The sequence below is a fragment of the Bradyrhizobium sp. USDA 4473 genome, assembly GCF_054063335.1.
Genome location: NZ_JBSSGE010000001.1, coordinates 6825775 through 6844643, shown reverse-complemented (window position 1 = coordinate 6844643; position 18869 = coordinate 6825775). Strand labels below are relative to the sequence as shown.

18 protein-coding genes and 1 riboswitch are annotated in these 18869 nt (G+C 66.4%); of the genes, 10 read left to right on the top strand and 8 right to left on the bottom strand.

Annotation, left to right across the window (positions count from 1 at the left end; all coding sequences use genetic code 11):
• The first annotated feature begins 50 nt into the window (after positions 1–50).
• The 3 genes from mmsA to ACVW17_RS32340 are packed head-to-tail and all read left to right on the top strand — an operon-like array spanning position 51 to position 3703.
• The gene (gene mmsA, locus ACVW17_RS32350; protein WP_456755651.1) at positions 51–1625 is read left to right on the top strand and encodes a multiple monosaccharide ABC transporter ATP-binding protein; all 1575 of its coding nucleotides are present in this window, start codon (positions 51–53) and stop codon (positions 1623–1625) included.
• Complete coding sequence (gene mmsB / locus ACVW17_RS32345) at positions 1622–2812, top strand: multiple monosaccharide ABC transporter permease (RefSeq protein WP_456755650.1); 1191 nt, start codon at positions 1622–1624, stop codon at positions 2810–2812. Before mmsA ends, mmsB begins: the two co-directional genes overlap by 4 nt.
• Before the next feature lie 57 nt (positions 2813–2869).
• Positions 2870–3703 (top strand): inositol monophosphatase family protein, encoded by an 834-nt coding sequence (locus ACVW17_RS32340; protein ID WP_456755649.1) that lies wholly within the window; start codon positions 2870–2872, stop codon positions 3701–3703.
• A 239-nt stretch (positions 3704–3942) separates the two neighbouring features.
• On the opposite strand, the gene ACVW17_RS32335 is transcribed toward ACVW17_RS32340, so the two are convergent.
• From ACVW17_RS32335 to cobU, 6 genes are all read right to left on the bottom strand, one after another.
• Entirely contained in the window at positions 3943–5292 is a 1350-nt protein-coding gene (locus ACVW17_RS32335; protein ID WP_456755648.1) for a glycosyltransferase family 87 protein, read from the bottom strand.
• A 201-nt stretch (positions 5293–5493) separates the two neighbouring features.
• Positions 5494–6231: a CbtA family protein gene (locus ACVW17_RS32330; protein ID WP_456755647.1), complete on the bottom strand. Its 738-nt coding sequence runs from the start codon at positions 6229–6231 to the stop codon at positions 5494–5496.
• A 9-nt stretch (positions 6232–6240) separates the two neighbouring features.
• Positions 6241–6432 carry a CbtB domain-containing protein gene (locus tag ACVW17_RS32325; RefSeq protein WP_021082128.1) on the bottom strand — a complete coding sequence of 64 codons (192 nt, stop codon included), beginning with the start codon at positions 6430–6432 and terminating at the stop codon, positions 6241–6243.
• Positions 6429–6773 carry a hypothetical protein gene (locus ACVW17_RS32320; protein WP_456798302.1) on the bottom strand — a complete coding sequence of 115 codons (345 nt, stop codon included), beginning with the start codon at positions 6771–6773 and terminating at the stop codon, positions 6429–6431. The genes ACVW17_RS32325 and ACVW17_RS32320 overlap by 4 nt, the downstream gene beginning before the upstream one ends.
• Entirely contained in the window at positions 6751–7383 is a 633-nt protein-coding gene (gene bluB, locus ACVW17_RS32315; protein ID WP_456798301.1) for a 5,6-dimethylbenzimidazole synthase, read from the bottom strand. The genes ACVW17_RS32320 and bluB overlap by 23 nt, the downstream gene beginning before the upstream one ends.
• Positions 7384–7429: 46 nt before the next feature.
• Positions 7430–7933 (bottom strand): bifunctional adenosylcobinamide kinase/adenosylcobinamide-phosphate guanylyltransferase, encoded by a 504-nt coding sequence (gene cobU, locus ACVW17_RS32310; protein WP_456755643.1) that lies wholly within the window; start codon positions 7931–7933, stop codon positions 7430–7432.
• A gap of 143 nt (positions 7934–8076) precedes the next feature.
• Between cobU and cbiB the strand changes: the two genes are divergently transcribed.
• Positions 8077–9000: an adenosylcobinamide-phosphate synthase CbiB gene (cbiB, locus tag ACVW17_RS32305; protein ID WP_456798300.1), complete on the top strand. Its 924-nt coding sequence runs from the start codon at positions 8077–8079 to the stop codon at positions 8998–9000.
• Between the two features lie 9 nt (positions 9001–9009).
• Positions 9010–9975: a threonine-phosphate decarboxylase CobD gene (gene cobD, locus ACVW17_RS32300; protein WP_456798299.1), complete on the top strand. Its 966-nt coding sequence runs from the start codon at positions 9010–9012 to the stop codon at positions 9973–9975.
• Here the strand turns inward: cobD and ACVW17_RS32295 are convergent.
• Positions 9972–11420, bottom strand: coding sequence for a cobyric acid synthase (locus tag ACVW17_RS32295; protein ID WP_456798298.1), 1449 nt, complete (start codon positions 11418–11420; stop codon positions 9972–9974). The two genes, cobD and ACVW17_RS32295, sit on opposite strands and share 4 nt — an antisense overlap.
• An 11-nt stretch (positions 11421–11431) precedes the next feature.
• Positions 11432–12085, bottom strand: a complete 654-nt coding sequence (cobO, locus tag ACVW17_RS32290) for a cob(I)yrinic acid a,c-diamide adenosyltransferase (RefSeq protein WP_456798297.1) — start codon at positions 12083–12085, stop codon at positions 11432–11434.
• A gap of 36 nt (positions 12086–12121) precedes the next feature.
• Positions 12122–12332, top strand: a riboswitch (cobalamin riboswitch).
• A 92-nt stretch (positions 12333–12424) separates the two neighbouring features.
• Here cobO and ACVW17_RS32285 point away from each other — a divergent pair.
• From ACVW17_RS32285 to ACVW17_RS32265, 5 genes are read left to right on the top strand one after another with little or no spacing between them, the layout of a single operon-like run.
• A complete protein-coding gene (locus ACVW17_RS32285; RefSeq protein WP_456798296.1) occupies positions 12425–12799 on the top strand; it encodes a DUF1636 family protein in 375 nt (124 codons plus the stop codon).
• Complete coding sequence (gene cobW, locus ACVW17_RS32280; protein WP_456798295.1) at positions 12796–13830, top strand: cobalamin biosynthesis protein CobW; 1035 nt, start codon at positions 12796–12798, stop codon at positions 13828–13830. Before ACVW17_RS32285 ends, cobW begins: the two co-directional genes overlap by 4 nt.
• Positions 13830–17078, top strand: coding sequence for a cobaltochelatase subunit CobN (gene cobN / locus ACVW17_RS32275; protein ID WP_456798294.1), 3249 nt, complete (start codon positions 13830–13832; stop codon positions 17076–17078). Before cobW ends, cobN begins: the two co-directional genes overlap by 1 nt.
• Positions 17075–18238, top strand: a complete 1164-nt coding sequence (gene cobG / locus ACVW17_RS32270; protein ID WP_456798293.1) for a precorrin-3B synthase — start codon at positions 17075–17077, stop codon at positions 18236–18238. The genes cobN and cobG overlap by 4 nt, the downstream gene beginning before the upstream one ends.
• Entirely contained in the window at positions 18238–18867 is a 630-nt protein-coding gene (locus ACVW17_RS32265) for a precorrin-8X methylmutase (RefSeq protein WP_456755634.1), read from the top strand. Before cobG ends, ACVW17_RS32265 begins: the two co-directional genes overlap by 1 nt.
• Positions 18868–18869: the final 2 nt, after the last annotated feature.

Genomic DNA, 18869 nt, shown 5'->3' with positions numbered 1-18869 from the left:
AGCGGCGGCGAACCGCACCAAGGCCGATCGACGCTGCAGGACATGATCCGATGACGGCAATGCTTGAGATGCGCGGCGTCAGCAAGAGCTTTGCGGGCGTGCAGGCGCTGCGCGACGTCAGCTTCACCGTGGAAGCCGGCGAGATCCATGCCCTGGTCGGAGAGAACGGCGCCGGCAAGTCGACCTTGATGAAGGTGCTGAGCGGGGTCTATCCGGCCGGCAGCTACGACGGATCGATCGTGTTCGACGGCGAGGAACGGCGGTTCCGCGACATCAATGACAGCGAGGCGCTCGGGATCATCATCATCCATCAGGAGCTGGCGCTGATCCCGCTGATGTCGATCGCCGAGAACATCTTCCTGTCGCATCCGCCCTCGCGCTTCGGCGTCATCGACCGCCACGCGGTGCATCGGCGCACCGCCGAGTTGCTGGCGCAGGTCGGCTTGCGGGAGTCGCCGGATACGCTGATCACCGACCTCGGCGTCGGCAAGCAGCAACTGGTGGAGATCGCCAAGGCGCTGTCCAAGCGGGTGCGCCTTTTGATCCTCGACGAGCCGACCGCAAGTCTCAACGAAGCCGACAGCGCGGCCTTGCTCGATCGGCTCCTGACCTTCCGCGAGCAGGGCATCGCCTCGATCCTGATCTCGCACAAGCTGAACGAGGTTGCGCGGGTCGCCGACCGCATCACGGTGCTGCGCGACGGCCGCACCGTCGACAGCATCGACTGCCGCACCGAGCGGATCGAGGAGGACCGCATCATCCGCAGCATGGTCAACCGCGATCTCGCGCACCGCTTTCCGGATCGAAGCGCCGAGATCGGCGAGCCCGTGATGCGTGTGGAGAACTGGTCGGTGTATCATCCGCTGCATCCCGAGCGGCAGGTGATCAAGAATGTCGATTTCAAGCTGCGCCGTGGCGAGGTGGTCGGGATCGCCGGCCTGATGGGCGCCGGCCGCACCGAGTTCGCCATGAGCCTGTTCGGCCGCGCCTGGGGTACCAACGTCACCGGCAAGGTTCGCCTCGAGGGGCGTGAGGCCGATTTGTCCAGCGTGCCGGCCGCGATCGCTTCCGGACTTGCCTATGTGACCGAGGACCGCAAGCAGCTCGGGCTGATCCTTGCCGCCGACGTCCGCAAGAACGTCACGGTGGCGAGCCTCGGCAAGGTATCGGAGCGCGGCGTGATCGACGATGTGGTGGAGTTGAAGGCGGCGAGCGACTACCGCACCCGGATGCGGATACGCTGCTCCGACGTGTATCAGGCGACCGGCGATCTCTCCGGCGGCAACCAGCAGAAGGTGGTGCTGTCGAAATGGCTGATGACCGATCCCAAAGTGTTGCTGCTCGACGAGCCGACGCGCGGGATCGACGTCGGGGCGAAATACGAGATCTATTCGATCATCAACGAGCTTGCCGAGGCGGGCAGGGGCGTCGTGGTGATCTCGTCGGAGATGCCCGAGCTGCTCGGCATCTGCGACCGGATCTGCGTGATGAATGACGGCGCCTTCGTCGGCGAGTTCGCCAGGGGCGAGGCGACCCAGGAGAAGATCATGCGCGCCATCATGCGCAATGTCAGGATGTCCGGCGTCGATAACGACGTGGCGCGGTCCGGAGGAGCGGCACAATGACCGACAAGACGGTGTCACTTCCCGAGACCCCGAAGCATTCCGGCTTCATCAAGAACAATCTGCGCAGCTACGGCATGCTGCTGTCGCTGCTTGCGATCATGCTGTTCTTCGAGATCGTGACCGACGGCACGCTGCTGCAGCCGCTCAACCTCACCAATCTCGTGCTGCAGAACAGCTACATCGTCATCATGGCGCTCGGCATGCTGCTGGTGATCGTCACCGGGCATATCGACCTTTCAGTCGGCTCGGTCGCGGGCTTCGTCGGAGCGGTCGCGGCGGTGCTGATGGTGCATTACCATGTCGGCTACCCGATCGCGTTCGTCGCCTGCCTGCTGCTGGGCGCTGCGATCGGCGCGGCGCAGGGCTACTGGGTCGCGTATTTCAAGATTCCGTCCTTCATCGTGACGCTGGCAGGGATGCTGGTGTTCAAGGGCCTGGCGCTCGCGGTGCTGCAGGGCCAGTCGGTCGGACCGTTCCCGCCGACCTTCCAGAAGCTGTCGTCGGGGTTCATTCCCGAGCTGTTTCCCAGCGCCGGAACCTTGTACCCGACGTCGTTGCTGATCGGCGTCGCGCTGGCGTTCGTGCTGGTGCTGGCCAGCGCCAAGAGCCGGGCGCGCGAGCAGGCGCACGGCATCGAGGTCGAGCCCTATGCCTTCTTCATCGTCAAGAGCATCGCGCTGGCGGGTGCGGTGCTCTACTTCGCCTATCTGATCGCCTCGCATCGCGGCCTGCCCAACGTGCTGGTGATCATGACCGCGTTGATCGCGCTCTATGGTTTCGTGACCCGGCGCACCGTGGTCGGCAGGCAGATCTATGCGGTGGGCGGCAATGCCAAGGCGGCGAAGCTGTCCGGGGTCAAGACCGAGCGGCTGACCTTTCTCACCTTCGTCAACATGGGCGTGCTCGCCGCGCTCGCCGGCCTGGTGTTCGCAGCCCGGCTCAACACCGCGACGCCGAAAGCCGGCCTCGGCTTCGAGCTCGACGTGATTGCCGCCTGCTTCATCGGCGGCGCCTCGGCCTATGGGGGCGTCGGCCGGGTCGGCGGCGCGGTGGTCGGTGCCATGATCATGGGCGTGATGAACAACGGCATGTCGATCCTCGGCATCGGCATCGATTATCAGCAGGTGATCAAGGGCCTCGTGCTGCTCGGCGCCGTCTGCATCGATGTCTACAACCAGCGCCGCTGACTGCGACGTGGTCACATTTCTGCGGTAGAATGCCTGGGCAACGCAGGAGAATGCCGCGTGAAACTATCCCATGCCGATGTGCTGACCATCGGAAGCATCCTCACTGAGGTCGGCCGCAGCGAGATCATGCCGCGCTTTCGCCGCGTGCGGGAGATCGAGGTCCGCACCAAGACATCGGCGTTCGACGTCGTCACCGAGGCCGACGAGCTCGCCGAGCAGGCGATCTCGGCGGCGCTGCTGCGGGCGTTCCCGAATGCCGCCGTGATCGGCGAGGAGGGCACCGCGCGCGATCCGGCCGCACTCGATCAGGTCGGAACCGCGGAGCTCGCCTTCATCGTCGATCCGATCGATGGCACGCGGAATTTCACCTCGAGCCTGCCGCTGTTCGGCAGCATGGTGGCCGCCACCATGCGCGGCGAGATCGTGTTCGGTGCGATCCATGATCCAGTCAGCAACGACACCGCATTCGCGCTGCGTGGTGAGGGGGCGTGGCTCGAGCTGCCGGACGGCAAGCGGCATGATCTGAAGGTGGCCGCGGCGGTGCCGATCGATCAGATGGACGCGGTGGTCGGCGTCAACTTTCTGCCCGAGCCGCTGCGCGCGCTCGTCGCCGGCAATCTGTCCAAGCTCGGCGCCAGTGCCTGGCTCCGATGTGCCGCGCATGAGTATCGCATGGCTGCCTCGGGCCATTGCCATCTCTTGTTCTACAACAAGCTGATGCCGTGGGATCACGCCGCGGGCTGGCTGTTGCATCGCGAGGCCGGCGGCTACAGCGCGCATTTCGACGGATCGCCCTACAAGCCGGTCAATCTGACCGGCGGCTTGCTCTGCGCGCCGGATGAGGAGAGCTGGCATGCGGTCCGGCAGTCGATACTGACGCGCGGCGAGTAGAGGCGGAAGCTGCTTATTGATACCGTATGCTGGGAGATGCGTGACTCCTTCCACGGGTCGTCCCTGCGAAAGCAGGGACCCATACTCCGCGGCGGATGTTGTGAGAGGGACTCGTCGTTCCAGTCGCATGCAACGATGACCATCGGTGGTTATGGGTCCCTGCTTTCGCAGGGACGACGGCGGAATGTGTTGGGTAGTAAGCCGAAAAGCTTTGCTGCGGGGCTTGCGCCTCGAGCTACTCAGCAATTTGTGATATCGGCCGGCGCGTCACAAGAAGCGGGCAGATGCGCAATCCGTCGAGCGACAAGCGCAATGAGCGCGACGCAGGCGATCGGCGCTAGTTGCACGCCGTTGGCGCTCGCGGGCACCATGGCGAACGGCGTCACATAAAGCGCGGCGAGTACGATGCGCTCATAGGGCAGCCAGCCCTGCGCAAGCGCTTGCGAGATCAGCCATGCACCGGGGATCGCCAGCATCACCACCTCGTAGCTGCCCAGCGACGGCACGCACAGCGGCGTTACCGCCACCATCAGCGCGATCTCGGCCGCGCCGCTGCGGCGTTTCCGCAGCATCGCGATCAGAACGATCATCGCGATCGCGGCCGCGACCACCTGAACGACCCAGGCAACGTTGCTCGAGCCGCCGGCCAGCCTGATTGCTGCATAGGGGCTTGCGAATTTCTCGAAGCCGGGCTGGCCGCCGAGGCTCCAGGCGCCGGCTTCCGGCAGAACGTCAAAAAATTTGTACCACGGCTCGATCCCGAAGCTCGCGGTCGCCGCCAGCACGAGAACCAGCGTCGTTGCGGCCGCAGCACCGAGCGCGCGCCAGCGCCGCGTCAGGATCAGCACCAGCGGGGCAAGCAGGGCGACCTGCGGCTTGTAGGCAAAGCATCCGAGCAGGACGCCGGCGATCACCGGAGAGCGGTCCAGCGTCACTGCCGATCCGCCGAGTAGGGCGGCTGAGAACAGCGAGTTCTGTCCGAACAATGCGCACACCCATACGCCGGGAAAGGCGAGTGCGGGAACGATTGATCCGCCCTTGAGGATGGCTCTCACCGCCGCTGCATAGGCGGCGCCGGTCGCGACCACCCAGATGATTGCGGCCGTTGCAAACGGCACCAGCGCAAAGGGAAGCCAGAGCAGCAGCGAGGTTGGCGGATAGAAGAACGGAGCGTAGGTCTTGTGACCGAGCACGGCCGCGACGGCGGCGCGGCCAGCGTCACCATAGGCATCGCTGGCGTGGCCTTCACGCGCGAGCTTGGCCGCGGTCCAGAATGCCGCGAAGTCGGGGCCGACATCCATCGTCGGTGCAGCCCACGGGATGATCGCGATGCAGCCTGTGAACAGCAGGAGGAAGACGCGGGTGAAGGCGGTGACGCGATCGGCCGTCAGCCAGTCGGCGTCACGGAACGCGGCGAACAGCGCGCCGATCCGCGACGAGGATTGACTTGTCGAGGCACGGGATGCCTGGCCCAACGCGCCGTGCTCCGTCGCCGCGCCGCGAGCTGCGTCAGCCTGCGTTGCGAGATCAGCCGTCGCATGATCGGCAAAGGCCAGCCTGTGCCCCTCAAGGTTCGACTTTTGCGACATCGGCCGCTTCATTCCGATTGCGTCGTGCACGCATCAGATGTGGACCAAATCGTCTAAGGTTGCGTAAACCCGGCCGCTGCAATTGGGTGGGGCAGAGCGGGAACCCGGCGAGGGACGTTGCCCTTGTCCGGGCCGGGCATGGTAAAGAAATCCGCAACGCGCGGCCGGACAGACGGCGTCCGTCATCATCAAGCGATGAGGTCAGGCCTCCGCCGGCCGGTCGAAATAGGCGAATGCGGCGCTGGTCAGGCTGCCGAGCAGCGACCAGAACACCAGGCTGGTCAGCGTGACCGCGACCACGAACTGATGCGACAATGACGAGGGCACGTTGGTCTCGACATGCTCGAGCTCCGGCGCGCCGATCAGATGCGGCAGCATGATCAGGACCACGCCGGCGATCGCGGCAGGCGCCGAGCGCCGAAACACGATCAGCCCGAGGCCGGCCGAGGTCGCCAGCACCGCGATCGTCCACCAGATCTGGCGCGAGAGCAGCGGCGCGGCGGGGACGCCGGGTAATTCCGGCGGCAGCCCGAGGCCCGGGGCGATGGTGAACACGGCGAAGCCTGCAAGGCCCCACATCAGGCCCTCATGCCAGGAGATCGCCTCGCCGGTGGCGCCGCTGCGCACCGAAAAGAAGCCGCAGAGCAGCAGCGCAAAGCCGATCGCGGTCAGGATGTTCGCGCCTGCCGTATAGAGATTGCGCTCCAGGCCGTCCTTCGGCTCCCAGGCCTCCGCAGCATGCGCAGCGTCTGCATGATCGTGCACCAGGACGGCGTGCGGTGACGCGGCGGCTTCGTGCTTGTGCGCGGGCGCCTTCTCATAGACCTCGGCTCGGAGGATCAGGGGAACGGTGCCGAATTGCTGGACCGCCGTGACGATCAGGCCGACGATGAATCCGGCAATGACTGACGAGAAGACGATCGAGCGGAACGTGCTCATGCCGACGAGTCAGTGGCAGGGGAAGGCGTTGGAGTGGCGCACGTCGTGCGCGGCGTTGTGGATCACGTCGATATGCGAGAAGCCGACCACGCCGACGATGAACAGGCCGAGCGTCATCGCCATCAGGGACTGGGCAAGCCGGCCGACCTGTCTTGTGGCCACCGGCAGATGCTGGGCTTGCGCGGTCTGGGACTGGCTCATGATCGCTCTCCACGTTCGATTTGGTCGGCTTCTAGCAGCTTTCGGGCGATGTCGCGACTGGTAAGATGCAGATTTGTTCCAACAGGGATACGCTTGCGCAGAATTTTTGCGGCTGCCGCGGCCCTGAACGCATTTTCATAGCGCGCGAAATAGCCGAGGCAGGCGGGCGGCGTCGGGTCGGCGCCGAGCAGCGTCCGGAAGGCGCCGCGATGCACCGCGCAGATCGCGTTATGCTCCGGGAGGGGAAAAATTACGGAGGCGATGTCAATGCGCCAGTGAACGCCGCCCGTCGCGGCGCCGCCGCCGGTCGCGGATTCGTCAGCGCCGGATGGTGAATTCATCCGGACCTCGCCGCGATTCCCACTTGGCCTGCTCGAGCTCCGGACGGTCGCACTCGGCCTGGGGGTATCCGATGCAGAGATAGCCGATGAATTTCCAGGCGGCCGGAATCTCCAGGATCGCGTGAATGCGGGACGGATTGAGGATCGAGACCCAACCGAGCCCGATGCCTTCGGCGCGCGCGGCAAGCCACATCGAGCAGATCGCGGCCACCACGGAGTAGTCGGAGGTCTCCGGCATCGTCGCGCGCCCGAGGCCGGAGCCGATCTGATCGCTCTTCTCGGCGAACACGGCGAGGTGCCCGGGCGCCTCTTCGAGGCCCGATAATTTCAGGGCGGCATATTTCGTGGCGCGCTCGCCGGAATAGGACCGCAGCGCATCGGCGTTGCAGGCCTTGAAGTCGTCGATCACGGCGCGGCGCCGCGCCGTATCCTCGACAATGACGAACCGCCAGGGCTGGCTCAACCCGACCGACGGCGACAGGCAGGCGATCTCGATCAGCCGCTCGATCGTGCCATCCGGCAGCGGATCGGTGCGGAAGCGCCGCACGTCGCGCCGCCACACGAACAGCTCGTGCAGCTGGCGGCGAAACGTGTCGTCGAATGAGATCATTGTGGCGCCTTGGGCTGGTTCGATCTCGGAGTCCGTTCAAGCTTCATTACTTGAGCTTCATGGGCAGGCCCGCAACGACGAACTCGACCTCGTCGGCCGCAGCGGCGATGGTTTGATTCATCAAGCCGGCGGCATCGCGAAACATCCGCGCCAGTGCATTGTCGGGCACGATGCCGAGACCGACCTCGTTGGTGACGAAAATGACCGGGCTGTGCTGCCGCGGCAGCACTTCTGCCAGCCGCGCGACCTCGCGCGACCAATCGCGCTCTGCATGCAGCAAATTGGACAGCCACAGCGTCAGGCAATCGACCAGCCTTGCGCCGCCGCCATCGGTCGCGGCCAGTGCCTCCACGAGGTCGAGCGGCACCTCGCGCTCGATCCAGTCGTTGCCGCGCCGCGCGCGATGTTTTGATATCCGCTCCGCCATTTCGGCATCGAGCGCCTCGGCGGTGGCGATATAGACCGGCTGTCCCGGAAAGCTCTGCGCACGCAGCTCGGCGCGCCGGCTTTTCCCGGAGCGTGCTCCACCCGTGATCAGAATGACGGCCATATGATCTCCTGTTACGTCCGCTCTAACCACCAATCGCGGGGAAACACAAAGCCGAAATCTGCCTCGGAGGGCTTGCACTCGGCCGATGCCTTGCGCATCAGGGGATCGCGGCAAGGAGAAGGCGCGTGTTTTTTGCGGGAGCGATGGCGGTGGCGATGGCTGTGGATGCCTTGATCGGCTGGCCGTCCGCGTTGTTTGCCCGTATCGGGCATCCCGTGACCTGGCTCGGCCGGCTGATCAATCTTCTCGACCGCAGCTGGAACCGGGACGCTGACGCGCCTGCGCTTCGGCGCGGGGCGGGCATTGCGGCTGCCATCCTGGTGATCGCAGCGGCGACGGCAATCGGTTGGTCGGTTCAGTCCGCGCTCGCATCTGGCTGGGTGCGCGTTGTTCTTGTGGGTGTTCTGGCGTGGCCGCTGGTGGCGTTGCGCTCGCTGCATGACCACGTCGCTGCGGTGGCCAGTCCGCTCGCCTCCGGCGACGTTGCGGCCGCACGTCTGGCGGTCGCGCAGATCGTCGGCCGCGATCCGGCAACGCTCGACGACGCTGGCATCGCGCGCGCGACCATCGAGAGCCTCGCCGAGAATGCCTCCGACGGCATCGTGGCGCCGGTGTTTTGGGGCGCGCTGTTCGGCCTGCCGGGAATTTTGGGCTACAAGGCGATCAACACGCTGGACTCCATGATCGGGCATCGCAGCGAGCGGCACGAGGCCTTCGGCTGGGCCGCCGCCCGGATCGACGATCTCGCCAATCTCATACCGGCACGGTTGAGCGGCCTCTTGTTCGTGCTGCTCGCCCCGAACCGTTCGTGGGCATGGACATGCATGCTGCGCGATGCGCGCCGCCATCGCTCGCCGAATGCCGGTTGGCCGGAAGCGGCGATGGCCGGCGCGCTCGGCGTGCGGCTCAGCGGCCCCCGGATCTATCACGGTCACGTCGCGGATGAGCCGTGGCTGAATGAGGGGGCGCGTGATCCGCTTGCCGTCGACATCTTCGCGGGGCTGCAGCTTTATCGTCATGCCATGATGCTGCTGGCCGGGGTGTTCGTCGCCCTGGCGTTGCTGTAAGAGCGGCACATGCGAGAGCACGGCGGAAATCTGGACGTCGCCCGGCAACGCTTCGGCGGCGCTGCGGAAGAATGGATCGACCTGTCGACCGGGATCAATCGGGTGCCTTATCCCTTGGTCGATGTGGAGCCGCGGCAATGGAGTGCGTTGCCGTCGCGATCCGAGATTGAATCGCTGCACGCCGCCGCGCGTCATGCCTATGGGACAGAGGCGCCGATCGTGGCGATGGGCGGTGCGCAGGCCGCCATTCAGTTGTTGCCCCATCTGGCGCCGCGCGGACGCGCGCGCATCCTGGCGCCGACCTATAATGAATATGCCGCGGTGTTGTCGGCGGCAGGTTGGGATGTCGCCGAGGTGTCCGATCTCGCCGCGCTCGCGGGCGCCGATCTTGCCGTCGTCGTCAATCCGAACAATCCCGATGGACGGCAGCATGACCGGCGCGAACTGCTCGCGCTGCTGCCGCGCGTCGGCCGGCTCGTGATCGACGAGAGTTTTGCGGATGCCGTGCCCGACCTGTCGCTTGCACCGGAAGCGGGACGAGCAGGCCTCCTGATCCTGCGCTCATTCGGCAAGTTCTACGGGCTCGCCGGCCTGCGGCTCGGCTTCGCCGTTGGCGGCGAGGCTGTCATCACCGCGCTTGCCGCGATGGTGGGCCCATGGCCGGTTTCGGGCGCCGCAATTGCGATCGGACGGCGCGCCTTGCTCGATCAGGACTGGGCCAAGGCCACCGCTGCACGTCTGGCGGATGACTGCGTCAGGCTCGATACAGAAACGCAAGTGCAGGGCTGGAAGCTGGTCGGCGGCACGTCGCTGTTTCGCCTCTACGACGTCGGCGATGCGCTGGCTGCGCAGGCGAAGTTGGCCCGTGCGCAAATCTGGTCGCGCGTCTTCCAGCAGAAGCCGGGCTGGCTGCGCTTGGGCCTGCCGGGCAGCGAGACTGAATGGTCACGTCTTTCCGCTGCGCTGTCGGTTTAGCGCGCCAGCGCCAGCAGGCCTTCGACATCGAGATGGGTCTCGATGTGTTCGGCCAGCGCGTCGAGCGCGCTCTCGACCCTGGCGCCATAGGGCTGATCAGCGGCGGGGATGTCGAGCCGTGCGAGGAAGGCCGTGCGGAAATCGTCCGAGGTGAACAGGCCGTGTAGATAGCTGCCGTGAACGCGTCCGTCGGCGGACACCGCGCCTTCAGCCACGCCGTCGAGCGATGCAAAAGGCCGCGCGCGATCCGTGCCGTCGGTGCGCCCGATATGGATTTCGTAGGCGCTGATCGGCTGGCCGGTCGCGGCGTGTACCGCACTGACGCGGGTCAACGTCTTCTGCTCGGTCATGGTGGTCGTGACATCGAGCAGCCCGAGGCCGCGCGTTTCGCCGGCAGGACCCTCGATCCCCTCGGGGTCGGCGACGATCTGTCCAAGCATCTGGTACCCGCCGCACAGACCCAGCACATGGCCGCCACGGCGATGATGCGCGAGCAGATCGATATCCCAGCCCTGCGCACGCAGGAAGGCGAGGTCGCCGCGGGTCGATTTCGAGCCGGGCAGGATGACGAGCCGCGCATCGCCCGGAATGGCTTGACCTGGACGCACCATCACGAGATCGACGTCGGGTTCGAGCTTGAGCGGATCGAGATCGTCGAAATTGGCGATCCGCGACAGCGCCAGAAAGGCGATCTTGCATCGGCCGGGCCTGCGCGCCTCGCCGAGCCCGAGCGCGTCTTCGGCAGGCAACTCGCCGGCGCGAGCGAACCACGGCAGCACGCCAAAGCCGCGCCAGGCGGTGCGGGCTTCGATCAGGCGGTAGCCGTCATCGAACAGCGAGAGATCACCTCGGAATTTGTTGATGACAAAACCCTGGATCATCGCGGCATCGTCGGGATCGATCACCGTCCTGATGCCGACGAGCTGCGCGATCACGCCGCCGCGGTCGATGTCGCCGACCAGCACCACCGGGACATCGGCTCGGCGCGCAAAGCCCATATTGGCGATGTCGGACTTGCGCAGGTTAACCTCGGCCGGGCTTCCGGCGCCTTCGACCATCACCAGGTCGGCGCGCGCCTTCAGCCGCTCAAAGCTCTCCAGCACTGCGCCCATCAGCGACGGCTTCATGACGGCATAGTCGCGCGCGCGGGCGGTCGCGATGCGCTTGCCGTGCACGATGATCTGGGCACCGACATCGGTTTCCGGCTTCAGCAGCACCGGGTTCATATCGGTGTGCGGCTCGACGCCAGCGGCGAGCGCCTGCAAGGCCTGCGCGCGTCCGATCTCGCCGCCGTCGATGGTCACGGCCGCGTTGTTCGACATGTTCTGCGGCTTGAACGGCAGCACGCGGAAGCCGCGTCGCGTGGCAGCGCGCGCGAGGCCGGCGACGATGAGCGACTTGCCCACGTCCGAGCCCGCTCCCTGGATCATCAACGCGCGCGCCATGGTGCTGTCCGTCAGAACTCGACGCCCGGCTGCGCCTTGATGCCGGAGCGGAACGGATGCTTCACCAGCGTCATCTCGGTGACGAGATCGGCGATCTCGATCAATTCGTCCTTGGCGTTGCGTCCGGTGAGCACGACATGTGTCATCGGCGGCTTCGACGTCGTGAGGAATTGGACGACATCGGCGATTGCGAGATAGTCGTAGCGCAACGCGATGTTGATCTCGTCGAGCACCACCATACGCAGGCTCGGGTCGGCGATCAGCTGCTTGGCCTTTTCCCAGCCCGCTTGGGCGGCTGCAATGTCTCGGGCGCGATCCTGCGTTTCCCAGGTAAAACCTTCGCCCATCGCGTGGAATTGACAGAGGTCGCCGAAATGCCCGGTGAGCAGGCGGCGTTCGCCGGTATCCCAGGCGCCCTTGATGAATTGCACCACGGCGCAGGGAAAGCCGTGCGCGACGCAGCGCACGATCATGCCGAAGGCCGAGGACGATTTTCCCTTGCCGGCGCCGGTATGAACGATGATCAGGCCCTTTTCGCCGCTCTTGGTCGCCATGATCTTGTCGCGGGCGACCTTCTTTTTCGCCATCTTGGTCGCGTGGCGCGCGTCCAGCGACGCATCGCTGCTGACGATCTCGTCTTCGGCCCCGTTTCCTTCAGACGTCATGGCGTTCCTTCGGCTTGACAAGTTCGAGCCGCGGACGAATGGTGGGCCCGCGTTGGTTCCTGTCCTATGACAGGCGAAGAGGGAATGCGATAGGGCTCAAGTCGGGCCTGAAAAGCAGCCGCCCCCGCGACCGTGACCGGAGAGATGCCCAAAGCCACTGATTCCCCAAGGGGATCGGGAAGGCGGGGATCGAAGGGAGAAATCCTGCTCCGCAAGCCGGGAGACCTGCCAGCGCAGCAGTTGTGAGACCGGCGGACGGGGTGTTCCGCGACGGGGAACGAACCTGTTCGCATCGGTTCGTGTGCCTCATCGCTTCCCGTTGTCAATCCAGGAAGGGCGATGAGCGTTACACTTCATGTCTGTATCACCTGCCGCGCCGGCCAGACGCTGGGCGAAGGTGAGGCCGCGCCCGGTGCGCGCCTGCATGCCGCCCTCGTCGAGGCTGGCGTGCCCGATGACGTCAATCTGGTTCCCGTGGAATGCCTGTCGGCGTGCAGCCAGGGCTGCTCGGTCGCGCTCAGCGCGCCGGGGCGATGGTCCTATGTCTACGGCCGCTTATCCGAAGCCAATGCCAGGGATGTGATCGCCGGCGCGTCCGCCTATGCGGCGGCGCCCGACGGCATCGTGCCGTGGCGCAGCCGTCCCGAAATCTTCCGCAAGCAATCGCTCGCCCGCATTCCACCTCTTCCCGTCGTGCCGGAGGCCGCCGAATGACTACCCTCGCCAAGGTTCCGGTCACCGTCGTGACCGGCTTTCTCGGATCCGGCAAGACGACGCTGATCCAGCACCTGATCCGCAACGCCAACGGCAAGAAGCTCGCGGTGCTGGTCAACGAATTCGGCAGCGAAGGTGTCGATGGCGACATCCTGAAATCCTGCGCCGATGCCAATTGCCCGAGCGAGAACATCGTCGAGCTCGCCAATGGCTGCATCTGCTGCACCGTCGCCGACGATTTCATCCCGGCGATGGAGCAGTTGTTGGCGCGACCCGTGAAGCCCGATCACATCGTGATCGAGACATCGGGCCTCGCTTTGCCGAAGCCGTTGCTCAAGGCGTTCGACTGGCCGGAGATCCGTTCGCGGATCACGGTCGACGGCGTGATCGCGCTGGCCGATGCCGAGGCCGTCGCCGCCGGCCGCTTTGCGCCTGACGTGGCCGCGGTCGACGCGCAACGCGCGGCCGATGAGAATCTCGATCACGAGACGGCACTGTCGGAGGTGTTCGAGGACCAGATCGCCTGTGCCGATGTCGTGCTGCTGACCAAGGCCGATCTCGCCGGGGCGGAGGGGATCAAGGCGGCGAAAGAAGTGATCGCGGCCGAGATGCCGCGCGAGGTGCCGATGCTGCCGATCGTCGACGGTGCCATCGATGCCCGCGTGATCCTGGGCCTTGAGGCGGCGGCGGAGGATGACCTCGCGTCACGGCCCTCGCATCACGACGGCGAGGAGGAGCACGAGCACGACGATTTCAATTCGGTGGTGATCGATCTTCCGGAGGTTACGGATATCGATGCGTTGGTGGCCTCGATCAAGGGGTTGGCGCGCGAGCAGAACGTGCTGCGCGCCAAAGGCTATATCGCGGTCGAAGGCAAGCCGATGCGGTTGCTGGTGCAATCGGTCGGCGAGCGGGTGCGGCATCAGTTCGACATGCCTTGGGGCATGCGCCCGCGGCAGTCGAAGCTGGTCGTGATCGGCGAACACGGCGATATCGATGAATCCGCGATCAGGGCGCGGCTTGGTGTCTGATGCATGTCGTCTTCCGCGAGAGCCGCGGCCTTGAAGAGACCGCAACGCCAAGGGACCTCGGCCAGGATCCGGCCGATCTCGTGGTGTTGTCGTTTTCCGACAGCGATCTCGCTGCGTTCGCGGCCGGTTGGCGTCGCGGCCGCGCCGCGCTGCCGCCGCTGCGGCTCGCCAATCTCGCGGAGCTGCGCCATCCGCTGTCGGTCGACACCTATATCGAGCGGACGCTGTCGCACGCGCGCGGCATCCTGATCCGGCTGATCGGCGGCGAGCCCTATTGGTCATACGGGCTGGCCGCGGTGCACCGTCTGGCAAAGGAACGCGGCATCGCTTTGGTGGTGCTGCCGGCGGACGGACGCGACGATCTGCGGCTTGATGAATTTTCGACCTTGCCGGTCTCGACACTGCGTCGCCTGAAAGTGCTGTGCGACAAGGGCGGCCCCGTTGCCGCACAGGCCGTGATCGCGCAACTGGCGCTGGCGTCCGGGCTCTATGCCGGACCTGTTGTCGGCGAGATCGATCTTCCCGAGATCGGCGTCTACGATTCCGGGCGCGGTGCGGTCGCGGCGCTGCCGGCGTCGGATGGCCGGCCGCTCGTGCTGGTGACCTTCTATCGTTCGTATCTGGCGGCCGGCGACACGGCGCCGGTCGATGCACTGATCGATGCATTGCGGGCGAAGGGATTCGATGCCCACGGCGTCTTCGTCACGTCGCTGAAGGCGGCTGGTGTCGCCGATTGGCTGCGCGCGCAGTTCGCGCGATCCACGCCGGCCGCCATTGTCAACGCAACCGCGTTCTCCGCGGCTGGCGATGACGGCACGAGCCCGTTCGACGCCGTAGCGTGTCCGGTGTTCCAGGTCGCCCTATCCACGGCGCGGCGCGAGGATTGGACGGAGTCGCTGCGTGGCCTTTCGCCCGGCGATTTGGCGATGCATGTCGTGCTGCCGGAGGTCGACGGCCGCCTGTTTGCCGGCGTCGTCAGCTTCAAATCACCGGGCGAGCGCGATGCCGATCTGCAGTTCGCGCATCTGGCACATCGGCCGGATGCCGAGCGCGTCGCAGCTGTTGTCGCGCGCGTCGCAGCCTGGCATCGACTTGCGAGCAAGCCGGCGCAAGACAAGACGCTCGCGCTCGTGCTCTCGAACTACCCGGGCCGTCCGCATCAGATCGCGCATGCCGTGGGCCTCGATGCGCTTGCTTCGGTCGAGACATTGCTGGCCGATCTCGCGGCCGCGGGATTTGATCTTGCGCCGGTGGAGTCGCTGGGCGAGGTGCTGCTCCGCTCGAAACTAACATGGGGCGTCGCCGACTATCGCGCGGCGATCTCCAGCCTCCCGCAGCAGTTACAGGACGATCTCGCGCGCGCATGGGGCGCGGCGGAGGATGATCCGGATTGCCGAGACGGCGCCTTTCATTTCGCCGCGATCGAATGTGGCAAGTCGGTCATTGTGGTTCAGCCGGAGCGCGGTGAGGTTGGCCAGCGCGACGCCGATTATCACGATCTCTCGCGCACGCCGCGCCATGCCTATGTCGCGTTTTATCTGTGGCTACGGCAGCAGGGCATCGATGCCGTGGTCCATATGGGCGCGCATGGTACGCTGGAATGGCTACCCGGCAAATCGGTTGCGCTGTCGCCCGTGTGCTGGCCGGAGGCGCTGATCGGCGATCTGCCCGTCGTCTATCCCTTCATCGTCAACGATCCCGGCGAGGCGGCGCAGGCCAAGCGCCGGATCGGTGCGGTGACGATCGGTCATCTGCCGCCGCCGCTGGCGCAGGCCGCGGTCCCGGAAGGCTTGCGCAGACTCGAGCGCCTGCTCGATGAATATTCGACCGCTGACGGCCTCGATCCGGCGCGGCGGCAGCGCCTGATTGCTGCGATCCGCGAGGAAGCGCGGATCGCCGGTCTGGAGGAGGATCTCGGTTTCGCAACCTCGATTTCCGCAGCCGAAGCGATTCCGCAGATTGATCGTTTCGTCTGCGATCTCAAGGAAAGCCAATTTGGCGACGGCCTGCATGTGTTCGGGCAGGGCGCTTGCGCCGACGCGGAGAAGGCCGCGTTGCGCGCGGCGCTTGCGGGGGGGCGTGTCGCGCCGGGACCGGCGGGATCGCCCTATCGCGGGCGCAGCGACGTGCTGCCGACCGGGCGCAATCTGTTTGCGGTCGATCCGCGCGCGGTGCCGACGCCGTCGGCGCATGCGCAGGGCGTGAGGCTTGCCGAGGAGCTGCTGCGTCGTCATTTGCAGGATCACGGCGACTGGCCGAAAGGACTGGTCGTCGATCTCTGGGGATCGTCGACGATGCGCACCGCCGGTGAGGATTTCGCGATGGCCCTGCATCTCGCCGGCATCGCGCCGCGCTGGGATCACGGGTCGGGCCGGGTATCGGGCTACGACATCATTGCGCCGGCGGAGCTCGGCCGTCCTCGCATCGACGTCACGCTGCGCGTGTCGGGCTTGTTCCGCGACGTCTTTTCCGGGCTGGCCCAATTGTTCGAAGCGGCGAGCGAGGCGTTGTCCGAGCGCAACGATGAGGGCGACGAGAATCCTTACCGGCAGCGCATCTCGCGCGTGTTCGGCCCACGCCCCGGACACTATGGGGCCGGCATTGCGTCGATCCTTGATGTCTTTACGCCGGAGGCGCGCGAGGCGGCCGGCGAAGCCTGGTTGTCGGCATCGTCGTGGGCGCTCGCGGCCGACGGCGAGATGCGGCCTGATCGTGCCGGCATCGAAGCCAGGCTCGCTGCTGCCGACAGTTTTGTTCATACCCAGGATTTGCCGGAGACCGATTTGCTGCTGGCCGCCGACTACGCCGCGCATGAGGCCGGCATCGCCGCCGCGGCCCGGCGGCTCGGCGCAACGGCCCCGTCGCTCTATCACCTCGATGCAACACGGCCGGATCAGCCGCATGCCCGCTCACTGACCGAGGAGATCTCGCGGGTGGTGCGCTCGCGCGCCGCCAATCCGGCCTGGATCGCCGGCATGATGCGCCATGGCTTCCGTGGTGCTGCCGAGATATCAGCGACGCTTGAGCACATGGCGGCGTTCGCGCATCTTGCCGGCGCGGTGCCACCGCATCTGTTCGATCTTTATTACGATGCGACGCTCGGCAATGACGAGGTTCGCACGTTCATGGCGCGGGAGAATCCGGCGGCGCTGGCAGCGATCGAGACCTGCTTCACCCGCTTGCGTGACGCCTCGCTGTGGCAGACGCGGCGGAACTCGATCGCGGCGGCGTTGCAGGAGGCCTCATGAGCGCGATCGCGGTCAAGGGCTGGTGCCCCGGCGCGCTGCGGCCGATGCAGTCGGGAGATGGCCTCGTGCTGCGCATTCGCCCGCGCGGGGGAAGGCTGGAGGCCGCACAGGCTGCGGGTGTTGCAGAGCTGGCGGGGCAATACGGCAACGGCCTGATCGACCTGACTAGCCGTGCCAATCTGCAGATCCGCGGCGTTAGCGATGCAGGCTATCCGCCCTTGATCGATGGGCTCGCCGGGCTCGACTTGCTGGACGCGGACTCGGGCACCGAGGCGCAGCGCAACGTGCTGGTGACGCCGTTCTGGACGACCGATGACGATACGCCCTTGCTTGCTGCCGAGCTTGAGCGCGCACTTGCCAGTGCTTCGCTCGATCTTCCCACCAAGTTCGGCTTCGCGATCGATGATGGCCGCGAGCGCGTGCTTGCCCGCGCGTCGGCGGATATCAGGATCGAGCGCGATCGCAACGGGGGACTGCTGGTGCGCGCCGATGGCGCGCAATTCGGGCTTTCAGTGACGCGGAGCGAGGCCGTGCAGGTGGCACTGGCGCTGGCCGAATGGTTCGTCGCCTCCGGCGGCGCTCAGGGCGAGAAACGACGGATGGCGGCTCATCTGGCCAGTGGCGTCAGGTTGCCCGGCTCCCTTCGTGGCGATGCCGAGCCCGTGGCCGGGTCGCCAGAGCCTGCGCCGGGCCTCTATCCGACTGGTGCGATGGTCGGCATTGCCTTCGGGCAAATGCCGCACCAGACGCTCGGCGATCTCGCCGCCTGCGGGCAGGCCCTTCGCATGACGCCGTGGCGGATGCTGCTGGCGGAGGGGATGCGCGAGATACCCCATCGGATCGACCTCGTCACTGAGGCCGATGATCCGGCGCTGCGCGTGATCGCGTGCAGCGGCGCGCCGCGCTGCGCCGAGGCGCATGCCGATACGCGGACGCTGGCGTCGGTGCTCGCGCGGCATATCCCGGCAGAATTCCGGCTCCACGTCTCCGGTTGCGCCAAAGGCTGTGCCCGTTCAGGTTCTGCCGACGTCACCCTCGTCGCGTCGCGCGACGGCTTCGATCTCGTTCGATGCGGCACGACGCGGGATGCGCCGGTCCTGCGCGGGCTGACCAGCGCCGCCATCATCGCCAATCCCTCCGTGCTGATGGGAGGCGATTGATGCCGCACATTTATGAGACCGACGGCGCGGCGATCTATCGGCAGTCCTTTGCCACGATCCGGTCCGAAGCCGACCTTGCGCGCTTCACGCCCGACGAGGAGCCGGTGGTCGTGCGCATGATTCATGCCGCAGGCATGGTGGGCCTGGAGACGTATGTCCGCTTCACGCCCGGAATGGCCGCGCGCGCCCGCGCCGCCTTGCAGGCGGGCGCGCCGATCCTCTGCGACGCGCGCATGGTGTCGGAGGGGATCACGCGCGCACGGCTGCCGGCCGGCAACGCCGTGATCTGCACGCTCGGTGATCCCAGAATTGCCGCGCTCGCGCAGTCGATGCGCAACACGCGCTCCGCTGCTGCGCTCGAACTGTGGCGGCCGCTTCTCGGCGGCGCCATCGTCGCGATCGGCAACGCGCCGACTGCGCTGTTTCATCTGCTCAACATGCTGGAGGACGCCGATTGCCCACGGCCGGCGGCGATCATCGGCTGTCCGGTCGGCTTTGTCGGCGCGGCCGAGTCCAAGGCGGCATTGATGGCTGGGCCGCCCGTGCCGGCGCTGACCGTCGAGGGACGGCTCGGCGGGTCGGCGATCACGGTTGCCGCGGTCAATGCGCTGGCGAGCCGGAGCGAATGACG